Origin of the sequence: Brevibacterium permense, from assembly GCF_025506275.1 — a bacterium.
Classification (GTDB): domain Bacteria; phylum Actinomycetota; class Actinomycetes; order Actinomycetales; family Brevibacteriaceae; genus Brevibacterium; species Brevibacterium permense_A.
This window is the reverse complement of record NZ_QYCP01000082.1, coordinates 75,916-90,665: the sequence shown is the minus strand read 5'-3', so window position 1 is coordinate 90,665 and position 14,750 is coordinate 75,916. Positions and strand designations below refer to the sequence as shown.

At 65.9% G+C, this 14,750-nt stretch carries 12 protein-coding genes and 1 other RNA gene; 5 read left to right on the top strand and 8 right to left on the bottom strand.

Annotation, left to right across the window (positions count from 1 at the left end; translation table 11 throughout):
- Positions 1 to 51 precede the first annotated feature (51 nt).
- Positions 52 to 1,239, top strand: a complete 1,188-nt coding sequence (locus D3I60_RS07225) for a histidinol-phosphate transaminase (RefSeq protein ID WP_262775464.1) — start codon at positions 52 to 54, stop codon at positions 1,237 to 1,239.
- 54 nt (positions 1,240 to 1,293) lie between these two features.
- Here the strand turns inward: D3I60_RS07225 and D3I60_RS07220 are convergent, their stop codons facing one another.
- Positions 1,294 to 2,715 (bottom strand): PucR family transcriptional regulator, encoded by a 1,422-nt coding sequence (locus tag D3I60_RS07220; RefSeq protein WP_262775463.1) that lies wholly within the window; start codon positions 2,713 to 2,715, stop codon positions 1,294 to 1,296.
- Between the two features lie 145 nt (positions 2,716 to 2,860).
- Between D3I60_RS07220 and speB the strand changes: the two genes are divergently transcribed.
- From speB to D3I60_RS07200, 4 genes are all read left to right on the top strand, one after another.
- On the top strand, positions 2,861 to 3,871 hold the full coding sequence (gene speB / locus D3I60_RS07215) for an agmatinase (protein ID WP_262775462.1): 1,011 nt from the start codon (positions 2,861 to 2,863) through the stop codon (positions 3,869 to 3,871).
- Complete coding sequence (locus D3I60_RS07210) at positions 3,872 to 5,575, top strand: thiamine pyrophosphate-binding protein (RefSeq protein WP_262775461.1); 1,704 nt, start codon at positions 3,872 to 3,874, stop codon at positions 5,573 to 5,575. It abuts the gene before it with no gap.
- 24 nt (positions 5,576 to 5,599) lie between these two features.
- Positions 5,600 to 7,174, top strand: coding sequence for a sodium:solute symporter (locus D3I60_RS07205; protein WP_262775460.1), 1,575 nt, complete (start codon positions 5,600 to 5,602; stop codon positions 7,172 to 7,174).
- Positions 7,175 to 7,424: 250 nt separating this feature from the next.
- Positions 7,425 to 9,101: a thiamine pyrophosphate-binding protein gene (locus D3I60_RS07200; protein ID WP_262775459.1), complete on the top strand. Its 1,677-nt coding sequence runs from the start codon at positions 7,425 to 7,427 to the stop codon at positions 9,099 to 9,101.
- Here D3I60_RS07200 and D3I60_RS07195 read toward each other — a convergent pair.
- The 7 genes from D3I60_RS07195 to smpB form a co-directional block, all read right to left on the bottom strand.
- Entirely contained in the window at positions 9,082 to 10,212 is a 1,131-nt protein-coding gene (locus D3I60_RS07195; protein WP_262775458.1) for a DUF418 domain-containing protein, read from the bottom strand. The two genes, D3I60_RS07200 and D3I60_RS07195, sit on opposite strands and share 20 nt — an antisense overlap.
- Positions 10,213 to 10,379: 167 nt before the next feature.
- A complete protein-coding gene (locus tag D3I60_RS07190) occupies positions 10,380 to 11,018 on the bottom strand; it encodes a response regulator (RefSeq protein ID WP_262775457.1) in 639 nt (212 codons plus the stop codon).
- On the bottom strand, positions 11,015 to 12,223 hold the full coding sequence (locus D3I60_RS07185; protein ID WP_262775456.1) for a sensor histidine kinase: 1,209 nt from the start codon (positions 12,221 to 12,223) through the stop codon (positions 11,015 to 11,017). Before D3I60_RS07185 ends, D3I60_RS07190 begins: the two co-directional genes overlap by 4 nt.
- Before the next feature lie 79 nt (positions 12,224 to 12,302).
- Entirely contained in the window at positions 12,303 to 12,860 is a 558-nt protein-coding gene (locus tag D3I60_RS07180) for a hypothetical protein (protein ID WP_262775455.1), read from the bottom strand.
- Between the two features lie 232 nt (positions 12,861 to 13,092).
- A complete protein-coding gene (locus D3I60_RS07175; RefSeq protein ID WP_262775454.1) occupies positions 13,093 to 13,479 on the bottom strand; it encodes an SdpI family protein in 387 nt (128 codons plus the stop codon).
- 169 nt (positions 13,480 to 13,648) lie between these two features.
- Positions 13,649 to 14,026: a transfer-messenger RNA gene (gene ssrA, locus D3I60_RS07170) on the bottom strand.
- A 221-nt stretch (positions 14,027 to 14,247) separates the two neighbouring features.
- Positions 14,248 to 14,718: an SsrA-binding protein SmpB gene (smpB, locus tag D3I60_RS07165; protein WP_101547462.1), complete on the bottom strand. Its 471-nt coding sequence runs from the start codon at positions 14,716 to 14,718 to the stop codon at positions 14,248 to 14,250.
- Positions 14,719 to 14,750 lie beyond the last annotated feature (32 nt).

The following is a 14,750-nucleotide window of genomic DNA, read 5'->3' as shown; positions in this document are numbered from 1 at the left end:
ATCACTCCGGGACGTGGAGGCAGCGCTGATCCGCTGTGACATCATGAGTCCATGAACGCCTCCGACCCCGCTGCTTCAGATTCTGCTTCCACCTCCGTGCCCAGGACCTCATCCTCGAGTGCATCCGGATCCACCGTTTCGGCGTCCGCTCCCTCGGCACCGTCACCGCGACTGCGGGCCGCTCTGGAGACCTTCCCGCCCTATATTCCGGGCAAACCTCCCCGCCAGGTCGAGGGTCTCAAGTCGTTCAAGCTCTCCTCGAACGAGAACTTCCTGCCTCCCCTGCCGGCAGTCCTCGACACCATGGTCGCTCACGCGACGAACCCCGCGCTCTACCCCGACGATGCGGCACTGGCGCTGCGCCAGGGACTGGCCGGCCGCCTCGGAGTCGGGCTGGATCAGCTCGTCGTCACCACCGGTGCCAGCGAACTGCTCGTCGCGCTGACCCAGATCACCTCGGACGCCACCACCGAGGCGATCTATCCGTGGCCGTCGTTCGAGATGTATCCGCAGACCACCGGGCTCGTCGGTTCGACTCGCCACGAGGTTCCGCTGACGGCAGAGGGCCGTCACGACCTCGACGCGATGGCGGCGGCGATCACCGAAGACACCCGTCTCATCATCCTGTGCTCACCGAACAACCCGACCGGCCCGGTCCTGCGCGACGACGAGGTCCGCGCCTTCCTCGACAAGGTACCTGACCACGTCCTCGTCGCGCTCGACGAAGCGTACTGGGAGTTCGCCACCGAACCCCGGCGAGCCGATGGACTCGGTCTTGTCCGCGACTATCCGAATCTCGTTCTGCTCCGCACCTTCTCCAAGGCGCATGGACTCGCCGGGCTGCGTGTCGGCTACGCCGTCGCCCATCCGCCGGTCATCGACGGGCTGCTCAAGGCCGTCATCCCCTTCGGCGTCACCGACCTCAGCCAGGCAGCCGCCCTCGAATCCCTCAATCATTGGGACGAGGTGCTCGAGCGGGCCGGCGAGATCGCACAGACCCGCGATGCCTTCGCAGCTGCACTGCGCGAACAGGGCTGGGAGGTGCCCGAAGCACAGGCGAACTATGTCTGGCTGCCGCTGGGTGAGAAATCTGATGCCTTCGAAGATGCCTGCGTCGATCAGGCCGTGGCCGTGCGCAACCTCGGGGCCGGTGTGCGCATCAGCATCGGCGAAGACGAAGCCCTCGCCCGAGTGCTTGAGATCGCCGAACGCTTCCACATCGAACACTTCGAGAAGTAGTCAGCGAGCACAGCCGCACAGACCACCGGGCCGCGCGGTCGGTGAGAGGTGCACCTAGATTTCGGCAAGCTCGAGAGCCAACGACACCGCCTGCAGCGTCTCGGCGCGGGAGAGGTCGCGGCCGAGCAGCGTTTCGATCTTCGCCAACCGTGCCCGCACCGTGTGCCGATGGATGCCCAACTGGGCGGCGATGCGCTCCCGTGCTCCGGACTCGGCGATATAGGTCCGCAGAGTCTCCAACAGCTCCTGACCGCCGCGGGCCCGGAAGAGTTCGCCGAGAACCCGATCGACGAACCGGTCGGCGGCCTCCTCTTCGACCGCCGACAGCAGCGCCCTGACCTCGGAGGCCTCGGACTCGTGCTGCGTCCGCCACAGCATCCACGTGTGATGGAGGTGTCCCAAGGGCAGTCTCTTCTCCGCGAGCTCCTCCAGGCCAGCGACCTCGGCGGCCGTCGTCACCAACGCATCGAGTCCCCGCTCTCGCGCGCCGATGACTCCGAGGAGCGAACCGGTGCGAGTATGCAGACTCCCGCCGACGATGTCGGCGATGAGGCGTTCGGCGAAGTCCCCGCGGACTCCCCCGAAGATGCGCATCCCCACCGTCGCCACCGGCGCCAGCCCCGTCGCCCGCGTCCACTCCCCGCGCGCTTCGTCCTCACTCAGATCGGCCTCGAAGAGCAGCGCCCGACCGGAGGGAACGGGCAGATCTGCCAGCGACATCGCCAACAGCGCCGAGGCGGTCGACAGCAGCAGGGCACGCGTCTTCGGGGAGCCGGCCGCCTCGGCGGGGGTGAGGATCCATCCGAGCGGATGGTCACCCCCGATCGGAACGGCCTCGACGATCCGCGAGCTCGTGCGGATCAGGCGGGGCCCCGCAGTCGATTTCGCCGATTCCTCGATGAGTGCCGAACGCACGTCGTCCTCGGCATCGTCCCCGCTCAACGCTCTGCCGGTTGGCGAGACGACCCGGACCGGCGCCTTCAGCGTCTCCGCCAGGTCGGCCACGAGAGCCGCGGGCCCCTCGCCGGCCAATGCGGTCGCGAAACGGCGGGCGGCGCTGCTCGCCCGGGTCAGCTCCCGGTTGGTCTCGGCCTCACGCATCCGGGTGAAGGCATCGACGACGGCGACGAACGGAACGGGCTCGGGCACCCCGAACAGCGCCAGCCCCGCCTCCTGCGCGGCGGCGACGAGCTTCGGTGGGACCTGCTGCCACGGCAGGTCGGAGCCCAGCCCGATGCCGAGTGCATGAACGCCGACGGCCTTGAGGCGGCGCACATAGTCCCTGACCGTCTCCCCGCCGAGGTCCTGACCTACACCGATCGTCAGAAGCACCTCACCGCCGGCCAGCCATTCGTCAACCTCCGGCAGCTCCGAGGAGTGGACGATCGTGACATTCTGCTCCGCTGCGGTGGGTGAATCGACGATGACCTCGAGCGCGAGTTCTGTGCGTGACCAGATCTGTTCCAAGGTGACCATGCACCCGATTCTATCCATAATGGATAGGGGAGGTTCCAATTGCTCCATTGTGGATATCGGTGTTGTGTGAGCCACGTCCTAGGCTGAGCACACAGCCTCCGGCCCGTCCGGGTCGGGTCAGCCGCTACGACGAAGGAGCAAGCCAGTGACGTCTCAGCCGCTCGGCCCAGCCGACTACAGCAAGACACCCCGCTACGCAGGACCCCCGACGTTCGGTCTGCTGCCGCGCATCGATGAAGTCGAAGCCGAGCGTCCCGGTGAGAAGATCGACGTCAAGGTCATCGGCATTCCCTTCGACGCCGGTGTCAGCTATCGTCCCGGTGCCCGCTTCGGGCCCGCTCACATCCGCCAGTCCTCGAAGCTGCTGCGCCCCTACAACCAGGCGACGAACGTCCACCCGTTCAGCTGGCAGCAGGTTGCCGACTGCGGTGACCTCGGCGTCAATCCCTTCGACATCGAAGAGGCCATCACCACCGTCGAGGCCAACGCCGACGCCATGCGCGCCGACGGGGCCAAGCTGCTCACCCTCGGCGGGGATCACACCCTGGCCCTGCCGAACCTGCGCTCCCTGCACAAGACGCACGGGAAGATCGCCGTCCTCCACTTCGATGCGCACCTGGACACCTGGGACACCTACTTCGGTGCGCCCTACACCCACGGCACTCCCTTCCGCCGCGCCAGCGAAGAGGGCCTCATCGACATGACCTCGTCGATGCACATCGGCATCCGCGGTCCCCTCTACGGACAGAAGGACCTCGAGGACGATGAGGTGCTCGGCTTCCAGATCATCCGCAGCGACGAATACCAATTCACCTCGGTCGCCGACGTCGTCGCCCGCATGCGCAAGCGGCTCGGCGATGCTCCGGTCTATATCTCCGTCGACATCGACGTCCTCGATCCGGCGGCCGCTCCCGGCACCGGCACCCCCGAAGCCGGCGGAATGACCAGCCGCGAGCTGCTCAATTCGATCCGCGGGCTCCAGGGCCTCAACGTCGTCGGCGGCGAGATCGTCGAGGTCGCCCCTGCCTACGACCATGCCGAGGTCACCGGACTCGCCGCCGCCCATGTCGGCTACGAGATCCTGTCCCTGTGGGCGGCGGAGAACAACGGAATCACGGCACCCTCCGGCCCGTCCGGCAGTGCCCTGGGTATCTGAATGAGCACTGAAATCAATGTCCGCAACGGCGGTCGTGCAGTGGTGGCGACCCTCGCCGCCCACGGTGTCGATACGATCTTCGGCATCCCCGGCACCCACAATCTCGAGTTCTATCGGCATCTGCCTGAGTTCGGGATCCGCGCCGTGACTCCTCGTCACGAGCAGGGAGCCGGCTACGGTGCCGACGGGTACTTCCTCGTCTCCGGCAAACCCGGGGTCGTCATCACGACCTCGGGGCCGGGGCTGACGAATGTCCTCACCGCCGCCGCGACCGCCTATGCCGAATCCCGCCCGATGCTCATCCTCTCCCCCGGTGTGCCCACCGGGTTCGAGCGCGCCGACGTCGGAATGCTGCACGAGACGAAGGACTCCTCCGGAGCGGTGGGTCGCCTGCTCGTGTCCTCCCAGCGCACCCGCACTGCCGAAGGTGCAGCGCAGGCCGTCGCCGAGGCGTTCGCCATGTTCGACTCGGCCCGTCCCGGGCCCGTGCACATCGAGGTTCCCCTCGACGTTCTCGAGGGGGCCTGGAACGGCAGCGTTCCGGTTCCGTTCGCAGGTCGTCGTCCCGGCCTCGATGACCATGTCGTGGCCCGCGCCGCCGAGGCGATCCGTGCGGCGAAGAGTCCGATGGTCATCGCCGGCGGCGGTGCCAGAAGGGCCCACGCCGAGGTGGCACGTCTCGTCGAGGCCCTCGACGCTCCCCTGGCGACGACGGCCAACGGCAAGGGCATCGTGTCCGAGACGCATCCGCTGTCGTTGGGTTCGAACGTGCGCTTCCCCAGCGTGCAGGCCGAGTCCGCGGCCGCCGATGTGCTCATCGTGCTCGGCTCCGAACTGGCCGACTCGGATCTGTGGGGCGGAGTCATCGGTGCCCAGACGAGCATCGGTGTGCGTGACGAGGCCGCCCGGCAGACCGTCATCCGCTGCGATATCGACCCCGACCAGCTGAACAAGAACCTGCCCGGAGACATCCTCGCCTGCGCGGACACTGGCGAATTCCTCACCGCGCTCACGAGCGCGCTTGGAATCGGAAACGACGGCGCCGCCTCGGCGAACGACGACGGAACGGAATCGTCCGACTCGAACGGATCGGCCGCCTCGGCGAAGGAATCCGGTGCCGATCGGGTCGCCCGGATCCGGGAGACCTGGGCCACCGATTTCGACTTCGATGCGATCGGTGCCCGGGTCACCCGGCTCGTCGAAGAGGGAGCGGGATCGACCGTCGTCATCTCCGGTGACTCCTCGCAGGTCACCTACGACGGCACGGTGCACGCGCTGACGGCGAGCACACCCGACCAGCTGCTCTACATGCCGGGATTCGCCACCCTGGGCTACGGCATTCCCGCCGCCCTCGGAGCGAAAGTCGCCGATCCTGCACGACCGGTCGTGTGCATCCTCGGCGACGGTGCGGCCATGTTCTCCATCCAGGAGCTCATGACCGCGGCCGAGCTGGGACTGGGCATCCCCTTCGTCGTCGTCGACAACGGCGGATATGCGGAGATCGAAGGCCAGATGGTCGAGCGCGACATCGAACCCTTCGCTGTCAGGCTCGCCCGTCCCGACTTCGCGAAACTCGGCGAATCCATGGGTGGTGCCGGGGTGACGATCGCCGAGGCGGACATCGATTCCGCTCTGCCTGCGGCCATCGCCGAGGCGCTCGATCGCTCCGTTCCCACCGGCATCCACATCACCGTCGGTCATTGAGCCGATCCAACAGAAAGGGTCGCTGTGGACTCTTTGGTAGTCATCATCTATCTCGCCGTCATGGTGGGATTCGGAGTCTGGGGCCGTTTCAAGGCCCATAACCAGGAGGACTTCTTGGTCGCGGGGCGCCGCCTCGGCGGACTGCTGTACACCGGCACGATGTCGGCCGTCGTCCTCGGCGGCGCGTCGACGATCGGCGGTGTCGGCCTCGGCTACACGGCCGGGCTGTCGGGAATGTGGCTCGTGTTCGCGATCGGCTTGGGCATCATCGCGCTCTCGCTGTTCTTCGCTCCGAAGATTCAGAAGCTCGAGATCTACACGGTCTCGCAGATGCTCGAACTCCGCTACGGCAAGGGCTCACGTTTCGTCTCCGGAGCGATCATGACCGCCTACGGTCTGATGATCTCGACGACGTCGACGGTCGCCTACGCCACGGTCTTCCATGCCCTGTTCGATCTCGACAAGGTGTGGTCGGTGCTCATCGGCGGCGGCATCGTCATCCTCTATTCGATGCTCGGCGGCATGTGGTCGATCACACTGACGGACTTCGTGCAGTTCTTCATCCAGACGATCGGCATCTTCCTCATCATGCTGCCCATCGTGCTTTCGAAGTCCGGAGGCATCTCCGAGCTGTTCTCCTCGCTGCCCGAATCGCACACCTCACCGGTGGGCATCGGCTGGGAGGCGGTCCTCGGCTACATCCTCATCTACACCCTCGGTCTGCTCATCGGCCAGGACATCTGGCAGCGCGTGTTCACCGCCCGCAGCCCGGGTGTGGCCAGGTGGGGCGGCTTCTCCGCCGGCGTCTACTGCCTGCTCTACGCTGTCGCCGGTGCGCTCATCGGCATGGCCGCGACGAAGATCGTGCCCGGCATCGAGGTCCAGGACGATGTGTTCGTCGCCGTCGTCGATGCCTCGATGTCTCCGGTGCTTGCCGGAATCGTGCTCGCTGCGGCTCTGGCCGCGATGATGTCGACGGCCTCGGGTTCGCTCATGGCCGCTTCGACCGTCTGTCGTCAGGACATCGTCGAACCGATCCTCGCCCGCAAGGACATCGTGCCTGGTCCGGCCGGCGGGTCGGACGCTTGGGTCGGGGACGAGGCTGCTGCGGGGTCCGCACCCGCCGACGGACACGGCCACGGCGTGGCGACGGATGGATCGGCCGCCTCGGCGAGTGGATCCGGATCCGGCGCGAAGTCGACGCTCGTGCGGTCGCTGGTCCGCGAGACCGGTGACGAGGTGCGCGACTCGCGCATCTACCTCATCGTGCTCGGCGTCGTCACGCTGGTGCTCGCGATGATCATGCCCAGCGTCGTCGAGGCGCTCACCGTGGCCTACAACCTGCTGGTGGCCGGTCTGTTCATCCCGATCCTCGGCGGTCTCGTGTTCAAGCGCGGCACGATCGTCGGCGTCATGGCCGGCATGATCCTCGGCGCCGTGACCACCATCGTCGTGATGATCGTGGCGGGCATCTACGCCAACGAGGCCATCTACCTGGGCCTCATCGCTTCGCTGGTCGGCTACCTCGTCGGATCCTTCGCGTCGAAGCCGACCTCGCCCGAGGTCATGGCGGCATGGAAGGACCGCATCACCCGCTAATTGCTACCTGACGGCGGCCCAGCAACCTCGCGCGAGGTTGCTGGGCCGCCGTCAGGTAGTTCTGGGGCGGACGTTCTCCTCGCTAGGCCACCACCCGGATTGGTGCGCCGGGCCACGGTCCCCTATATTCGTAAACGTCAGGCTGAGCCGCCTCTCAGCCGGTGCCCGAAAAAGGGGCACGAAGCCGCAACCCGCGCGTGAGACATATATGGATCCCTCATTTCCATATCTCATTCGCGAAAGGCCTGCCATGGCTCATACCTCCGCGCACGTCGCGCACACCCTTGCCGCCCACATCGACGAGGTCTTCGGTCTCATGGGCAACGGGAACGCCTATTTCCTCGACGCCCTGCTGCGAGAGACCTCGGCGACGTACACCGCCGTCCGCCACGAGGCCGGCGCCGTCGTCGCCGCCGACGCTCACTTCCGCACCTCCGGGCGGATCGCCGCGGCCACCACGACCTATGGTGCCGGGTTCACGAATACGCTCACCGCCCTCGCCGAGGCGGCACAAGCCCGGGTTCCTCTCGTCCTCGTCGTCGGGGATGAGCCCACATCCGGTCCCCGACCATGGGACGTCGACCAGATCGCCATGGCCTCCGCCGTGGGTGTGCGAACCTACACCGTCGGTCGGGTCGATGCCGCCGCAGCCACCGTGACCGCAATCGAGCATGCTCTGACCTACAGAATGCCCGTTGTCCTGGCCATTCCCTACGATGTCGCGACTCTGGACCTCGGCGAGATCCCCGTTGTCCCCGGCCCCAGTCGTCCCTCGCCGATGGCACCGACCGGTGAATTCGCTCATGCGGCTCTTGATCGCCTTGCCGCAGATCTGGCTGGAGCAGAACGTCCCCTGCTGCTCGCCGGCCGCGGAGCTTGGTTGGCCGGAGCCGAGTCCGAACTCGGTGCACTCGTAGAGCTCACAGGTGCCCTGAGTGCGACGACCGCGCTTGGACGCAACATCTTCCCCACCGCCGAACACGACTTGGGAGTCGCCGGCGGCTTCGGTGCCCCGGCCGCGATGGACCGCGTCCGCGAGGCCGATGTGGCCGTGGTCTTCGGAGCCTCGCTCAATCAGTTCACCATGCGTTTCGGAGACCTCTTCCATCCCTCGACGACGGTATGGCAGATCGACACCGACGACCGCGCCACGAATGCTCGAGTCGGCGGCTTCATCCGAGCCGATGCGAAACTCGCCGCCGCCGAACTCGTGGCACGGCTGACGGCGACCGGGATCGATGGTGCACGGAACTCGGACAGTGCCGACGCACGCTGGCACGATTCCGTCGACACCGCTGCCGACCGCGCCTACTTCGTCGGGTCGGAGCTCGCCGACGATGGTCGGCTCGATCCGCGTGCGGCGGCGAACCGCCTCGGCGAGGTTCTGCCCGAGGATCGGGTCGTCGTCTCCGACGGCGGACATTTCATCGCCTGGGCGAACATGTTCTGGGAGCCCAGCGCACCGGACCGACTGGCGATGGTCGGCACTGCTTTCCAGTCGATCGGGCTCGGTTGGCACAGCGTCGCCGGGGCCGCCCGCGCTAACCCGGGCTCGACGATCGTGCTCACTACTGGTGATGGCGGCGGAGCCATGGCGCTGTCCGACCTCGACACCGCAATCCGGGTGGCCGGGGGTCGAGGCATGGCTGTGGTCTTCAATGACGCGGCCTACGGCGCCGAGGTCAACCTGTACGGGCTCAAGGGGCTGGAGAAGTCGCCCATGCTCATCGACGAGATCGATTTCGCGGCCCTGGCGACGGCCGCAGGTGGGCACGGGGTCACCGTCCGCACCCTGAGCGATCTCGCAGTCGTGGAGGAGTGGAAGTCCCGCCCGGTCGACGAACGGCCCTTCCTGCTCCTCGATCTGCGGATCTCGGGCGAAATCATCGCACCGTACCAAGAAGAGGTCATTCGCGTGAACTCGTAAAGGTGCCCGACCGGTTGCGCGGCTGATTGCGGCCCGGGTTCAGACGCTGGTCTTGCTGTACCGTCTGACCCCAGGTGACGAGGCGCCACAGCTTCTCCAGCGGACCCTGTCCGAAACGGCGCAGCCACAGTGTTGACACGACGACCTGAACGATGATGATCGCGGCACAGATGACGAGTCCGGCGACGTATCCGCCGTGGTCGTCGAACCGGGCGAGGTCGGGCGCTGCCACCCGAACGGCGACAAGGATGACAGTGGCGCCGAGGTAATTGCTCAGCGCCATCCGACCCAGCGGTGCGAATACGGACTTCAGGACCGCCTCAGCGGGGGTGCGCAGGAGCAGCAGGATGGCGACGATATAGGTCAGGGCCATACACAGGCCCAGGCCGGCATTGATCCACTGGTCGACCTGACGAGTCGTGTAGTCCGTCGCGGCGAAACCGACGACCGTCACGATCAGTGCGAGACCACCGGCGATCGCGACTCGTGCCGGGCGGTTGAGGACGGAACGGAGGAAATCGCTGCCGCCGATGGCGAACCCGAGCAGAAAGAGTCCGGGAATGACGGCCATTCCGCCTCCGGTGGCCACTCCGGCGATGAGCAGAACGACGCCGAGGATCGTAATGACGACGTTCCGCCACCGGTCAGCGATCCACGTGGCCGGCAGCAGGAAGACGATCCCGGCGAGCGCATATGGAAGCAGCGCCTCGCCGGGCTGGAGGAGCTGATGGAGGCCACCGAGGATGCCGAGGAAGGCGAACCGGCGCAGCAGAGCCAGGCGCGGTCGGTGGCTGCGGGCCCGGGCGGACAGCCACAAGAGTCCGAACCCGATTCCGAAGAGGAACGAGAAGATCGGGAAGAAGCGGTTCTGCACGAAGTCTTCGTAGAAACGGTAGAAGTCGAGGCTCCCACCCTCGACGCCGAGGCCGAAGATCGGCGGCAGGTTGACCAGCAGGATCCCGCACAAGGCAAACCCGCGGATGACGTCGAGTGCTGCGATGCGGGGTCGAGATCGGATATCGGCGGGCCTCGCGGTGTCGGCGAGCCTCGCCGAATCGGCAGGGCTCACGTTGGCGGCAGGGCGTGTGCTGTCGGATTGAGGTTGTGTCATGGCTTCTATCCTTCCCGGATCGATGACCTGGCACATCGGCCGTACGATCGAGAATCGACGAACGGGGTCGGCCATTCGGCTGATCCCGATACGACGGGCGGGGTGAGGTGGGTGCAGCGGTTGGGGTGGGTGAGACGACTGCACCGTGGGAGAAGAGTCCGCGCTCCTCAGCCGTTGGAGTTCATGACCCCGGATTCCCACATCCGGGCGGCGATCTCGACGCGGTTACGGGCATCGAGTCTGGCCTGGATGCTGCCCAGATGGGTCTTCACGGTGCCGAGTGAGATGAAGAGCTCGGCGCAGATCTCCTGGTTCGTCCGTCCCACGGCAACGAGCTTCGCGATCTCGGTCTCCCGATCGCTGAGGCTGTCGATGCGTGCGGTCTCCGACCGGGGTACGGCGGTGCGCCGGCGGAGCAGGTCGAGAGTGAGCGAGGGGGAGATCAGCGCATCGCCGTTCGCCGCCGCTCGGACTCCGGCAAGCAGGAGGTCGGCTCCGGCGTCCTTGAGCAGGAATCCGCTGGCTCCCCCGGCGAGAGCCGCATCGACATAGTCATCATCGTCGAAGGTGGTGACCATGATGACCTGCGAATACGGAGTCAGTCGCGGAAGCGCAGCCAAACCGTCGAGGCGCGGCATACGTATATCGAGCAGCACCACATCGGGCTGTTCGCGTTTGACAAGAGCGATCGCGTCGACCCCGTCGGCGGCTTGCCCGATGACGCGGATATCGGCTTCGGTGCCGAGGATGAGTGAGAATCCCATCCGCACCATCTCCTGATCGTCGACGACAGCGACGGTGATCATCGGTTCTCCCCTGTTCGATGGTCGTTCAGTGGATTGAGCGGCAGTCGCGTGACCACACTCCATCCTCCCCCGGGTTCGGGTCCCGCCTCGATCCTCCCGCCGAGGTGGCTCACTCTCACGCGCAGGCTGTTCAGTCCCGTGCCGCTTCCGGAACCGACCCCACCGGAACCGGGTCCGTTGGTCACGGTCATAATCAGGGTGCCGGGAGCCTCGGGGCCGGCCCGGTTTTCAGCGACGGCTGAGTCAGTCGCGGTGGTGGGCTCGGTCATGACGGTGACCGTCACCGGGGCATCGGCGCCGGCGTGACGGCGCACGTTCGTCAGGGATTCCACGAGTACACGGTCGAGGACGGGCCAGACCGGGGCGGCCACCTCGGTGGGGGTGTCGATTGTGATCGTCGCAGACTCGCCGAACGCCGCGACCCGGTCACGCAGGGACTGCGGGCCCGAAGCGATCGGGATGCGGGAAGCGGTCTCCCGGTCGGGTGCGGACGCCGTTCCCCCGGCGGTAATCGGTGAAGCCGTGGTCTGGGTTTCACCGCGGGCGTCGGAGACGAGGCGACGGATCTCCTCGAGAGCGCGGGTCCCCGACTGTTCGATCTTGGTCAGCGCCGTCGTCCTCAGATCCGGGTTGTCGCTGCGCCCGGCGGCTTGGGCGAGGACGACGATTCCGGTCACCTCGTGGGCGATGAGGTCGTGGAGTTCGGTGGCGATGCGACGTCGTTCCGCCTCGGCGGCGGTTGCCTGTCTCTCGATCAAGGTGCGGTCATTCGATCGCAGCATCAGACCGATCGCAATCGCGGCGATGACCAGGGCGAATACCATGAGCGCGAAGGTCTCGCCGTCGGCCATGGCCATGGGGCAGACGATGTTCGCGACCGCGAGGACGACGATGGAAGCGATGCTCAGCCGGCCCGACGTTGCCCGCGTGAGCATCGCCAGCGCCACGAGGCTCAGCCACAGGGTCGTCAGACTCAACGTGGCGGCGACGGCGGTCAGGACGAGCCCTGTGAGCAGGCCCAGGGCGGCCCATTCCACACGTGCGGACCGACCCGGGTGCACCTGAGCCCGGATGAGGATCGGCAGGGCCACGGCAACGGCGATGACGTTGCCGAGGATCAGCGGCCACCCGCTGCCGATGAGCAGTTCGAGGGCGAAGGTCAGCGGGACCGGGACCAGCCACAGCCAGGTGAGGAGTCGTCTCATTTGCTCACAGTCTAGTCAACGCCGGATGCCAGGTTCTGGTTTCTCGGGTTCGGCATTGTCGTGCGCTGCGCTGACCGTATCAGCGGCAGTCGGTGTCAGCGTATTCGACCTCGACGAGCACGCCATCATCTCCCGCGGACACGTTCCGCACTTCGGCCGCCTGCGGCAGGGCGCGGTCGGTGAGGGAAAGCCCATCGGCGAGAACATCGAGCCGGTTGCCTTCCGCCCGGGCGGAGAAGGTCACCCTCTTGCCGTCGATGATAGCCACATCGGTGTAGGAGTCATCGGGATTCTTCACCGGCCGGACCTGGCCTGACGGGTAGTCGAAGGTGATGAAGCGGGTGAGCCGGTCGGCGTGGCCGTCGACGAGGTGGTGGACGAGAACCTGATCCTTGCTCGTTCCCTTCGCTGGGTCGAGATCGACGTAGCTGAGGTCTGCAGTGTGCTGTGTGGCATAGAGCAGGTAGGGGCGACCGTGAACGTCGATCGTGTCGGGGCTGATCGCGCAACCGTCCAGGTAGTCGGCGACGTCGGCTTCGAGTGCGACTTTCGCACGGTTCTCAGCCACGATGAGTCCGCCGATGAGAGCGATGAGGATGATGACGATGGTGCCGAGGGCGATGAGTGCCTTCTTCATGAGTGTGGAGCGTCCTTATCGGATCGGAGTGAGCAGTCACTGTGCTGGGCCGGGGTTTCTCGGCCGGCGCGTGGCTGCTGTCTGACACCCTCGATCCTTCCCGTTTCAGGCAGGCCGGACCTCGGCCGAATGGCTGATCGTGATCGGCCGAGTGGTCGGAACTCCGGGGTCTCGCGAGGGCGTCGCGAAGTGGGTGCCCGGACAACTGTATGGCGGTCGTCGCCGTGGCAGGTCAGTTGTCTGCGGACCGCGCCGCGCGGTTGGCCCTCGTCCAGACTCTGACAAAGAGGCCGAGGATGAGCAGCCAACCCGAGACCGCGAGAACGGCTCCGACTGCCTTCGGCCAGGCAAATTTCTCAACGCTCAACAGTGCAGTCGAGAACCCGACGGCGATGATGCTGATGGTGATGAGCATGGGAATCGCCGCACGGTGGCCAGCTTTCCAAGCAACCTCGGACCGCAGCGTCAGCGCCGACCGGATTCCGATTACACGATTGCGGGGCAGACGGTCGCCGCGGATGACCAACACGAGAACGACGCAGACAACGGCAAGGAGCAGATAGCCGATCAGCGGCGGATAGAACATCGGTACCGGTCCCCTCTCTGAACTCGGATCCACCGTATCTCATCGGGGCTGAACTCAGCCGCTCTCCAAGGGACCGACGGGAACGGCCCTGTCCGGCCGTCTCGGCGATGGTGTTCACCGGTGTCGATGTGGTGAAACTGCAGGTCTGGGGACTTCCGGACAGCGAAAAGCCCCGGATCCTTGCGGAATCCGGGGCTGTGACACGTGGAGATGGCGGGAATCGAACCCGCGTCCGTCGGCAGATTGTCAGGACTTCTCCGGGCGCAGTTCGTGAACTAGTGTCTTAGGTTCTGGCTATCGCACGAACACGTAAGCCAACGAACGGAGTTGAGTGAAAGTCCCTCAGGCACCCCCAACATGTGCCTGAAGCAGTGGCCTCTTAAGCGACGCCAGGATCTAGAGCAGAGGCAACTCTAGGCTGACGGATTCGCAGCTCGCGCTCTATCAGGCAGCGAGGGCGAAATCGGTGCGGTTGTTAGACTTAGCACCTATTGTTTTGCAGAGGACATTAACGAGATGACTCTGCATTCTCGGCCCGCTTCTCCCGACGCAGTGTCCAACGTCGAAACCGATCATCCCCATATTCTGTTACCAATCCTGATCAGCTGTTTCATCCGCCGAGGCGGCTGCTGGTGCCGATCAGATACTCCAGCATACTCGTACAACGCAGACCGAGCCAATTGCATTCCCTGAACTCCGCGAATATGTGACCGGGCGTGCGCGGATGCGCTCCGGCCGCCTCGGCGACGGAACCGGGAGACGGTGGAGATGGCGGGAATCGAACCCGCCGTCGACCAACCCTTACAGGTACTGCTTGGACTTCATGGCGCGTTCGGCTTCGCGCTTGTCCTGCGCCTCGCGCAGAGCCTGACGCTTATCCCATTCGCGCTTACCGCGGGCCAGAGCGATCTCGACCTTGACGCGCGAGCCGTCGAAGTACAGCTCCAGCGGGACCAGGGTCCGGCCGGATTCCTTGACCTTCTGCGAGATCTTGAGGATCTCCTCGCGGTGAAGCAACAACTTCCGACGGCGGCGGGCCGAGTGATTCGTCCACGTCCCCTGCAGATATTCGGGAATGTAGACGTTCTCCAACCAGGCCTCATTCTGGAAGATGAGGGCGAAGCCGTCGGTGAGCGAGGCTCGACCTTCGCGCAGCGATTTCACCTCGGTGCCGGTGAGTACGAGTCCGGCCTCCCACGTGTCTTCGATGTGATAGTCGTGGCGCGCCTTGCGGTTCCTCGCAATGACTTTCTTGCCTGTGTCCTTCGGCATGACCGGCCTCCTCTCTGCTCCCGATCACCTGT

Bases quoted from the DNA above. Each gene is read 5' to 3' on its own strand.
- D3I60_RS07225 (WP_262775464.1), top strand. From the start codon at position 52: ATGAACGCCTCCGACCCCGCTGCTTCAGATTCTGCTTCCACCTCCGTG.
- D3I60_RS07220 (WP_262775463.1), bottom strand. From the start codon at position 2,715: ATGGTCACCTTGGAACAGATCTGGTCACGCACAGAACTCGCGCTCGAG.
- D3I60_RS07210 (WP_262775461.1), top strand. From the start codon at position 3,872: ATGAGCACTGAAATCAATGTCCGCAACGGCGGTCGTGCAGTGGTGGCG.
- D3I60_RS07200 (WP_262775459.1), top strand. From the start codon at position 7,425: ATGGCTCATACCTCCGCGCACGTCGCGCACACCCTTGCCGCCCACATC.
- D3I60_RS07195 (WP_262775458.1), bottom strand. From the start codon at position 10,212: ATGACACAACCTCAATCCGACAGCACACGCCCTGCCGCCAACGTGAGC.
- D3I60_RS07190 (WP_262775457.1), bottom strand. From the start codon at position 11,018: ATGATCACCGTCGCTGTCGTCGACGATCAGGAGATGGTGCGGATGGGA.
- D3I60_RS07185 (WP_262775456.1), bottom strand. From the start codon at position 12,223: ATGAGACGACTCCTCACCTGGCTGTGGCTGGTCCCGGTCCCGCTGACC.
- D3I60_RS07180 (WP_262775455.1), bottom strand. From the start codon at position 12,860: ATGAAGAAGGCACTCATCGCCCTCGGCACCATCGTCATCATCCTCATC.
- smpB (WP_101547462.1), bottom strand. From the start codon at position 14,718: ATGCCGAAGGACACAGGCAAGAAAGTCATTGCGAGGAACCGCAAGGCG.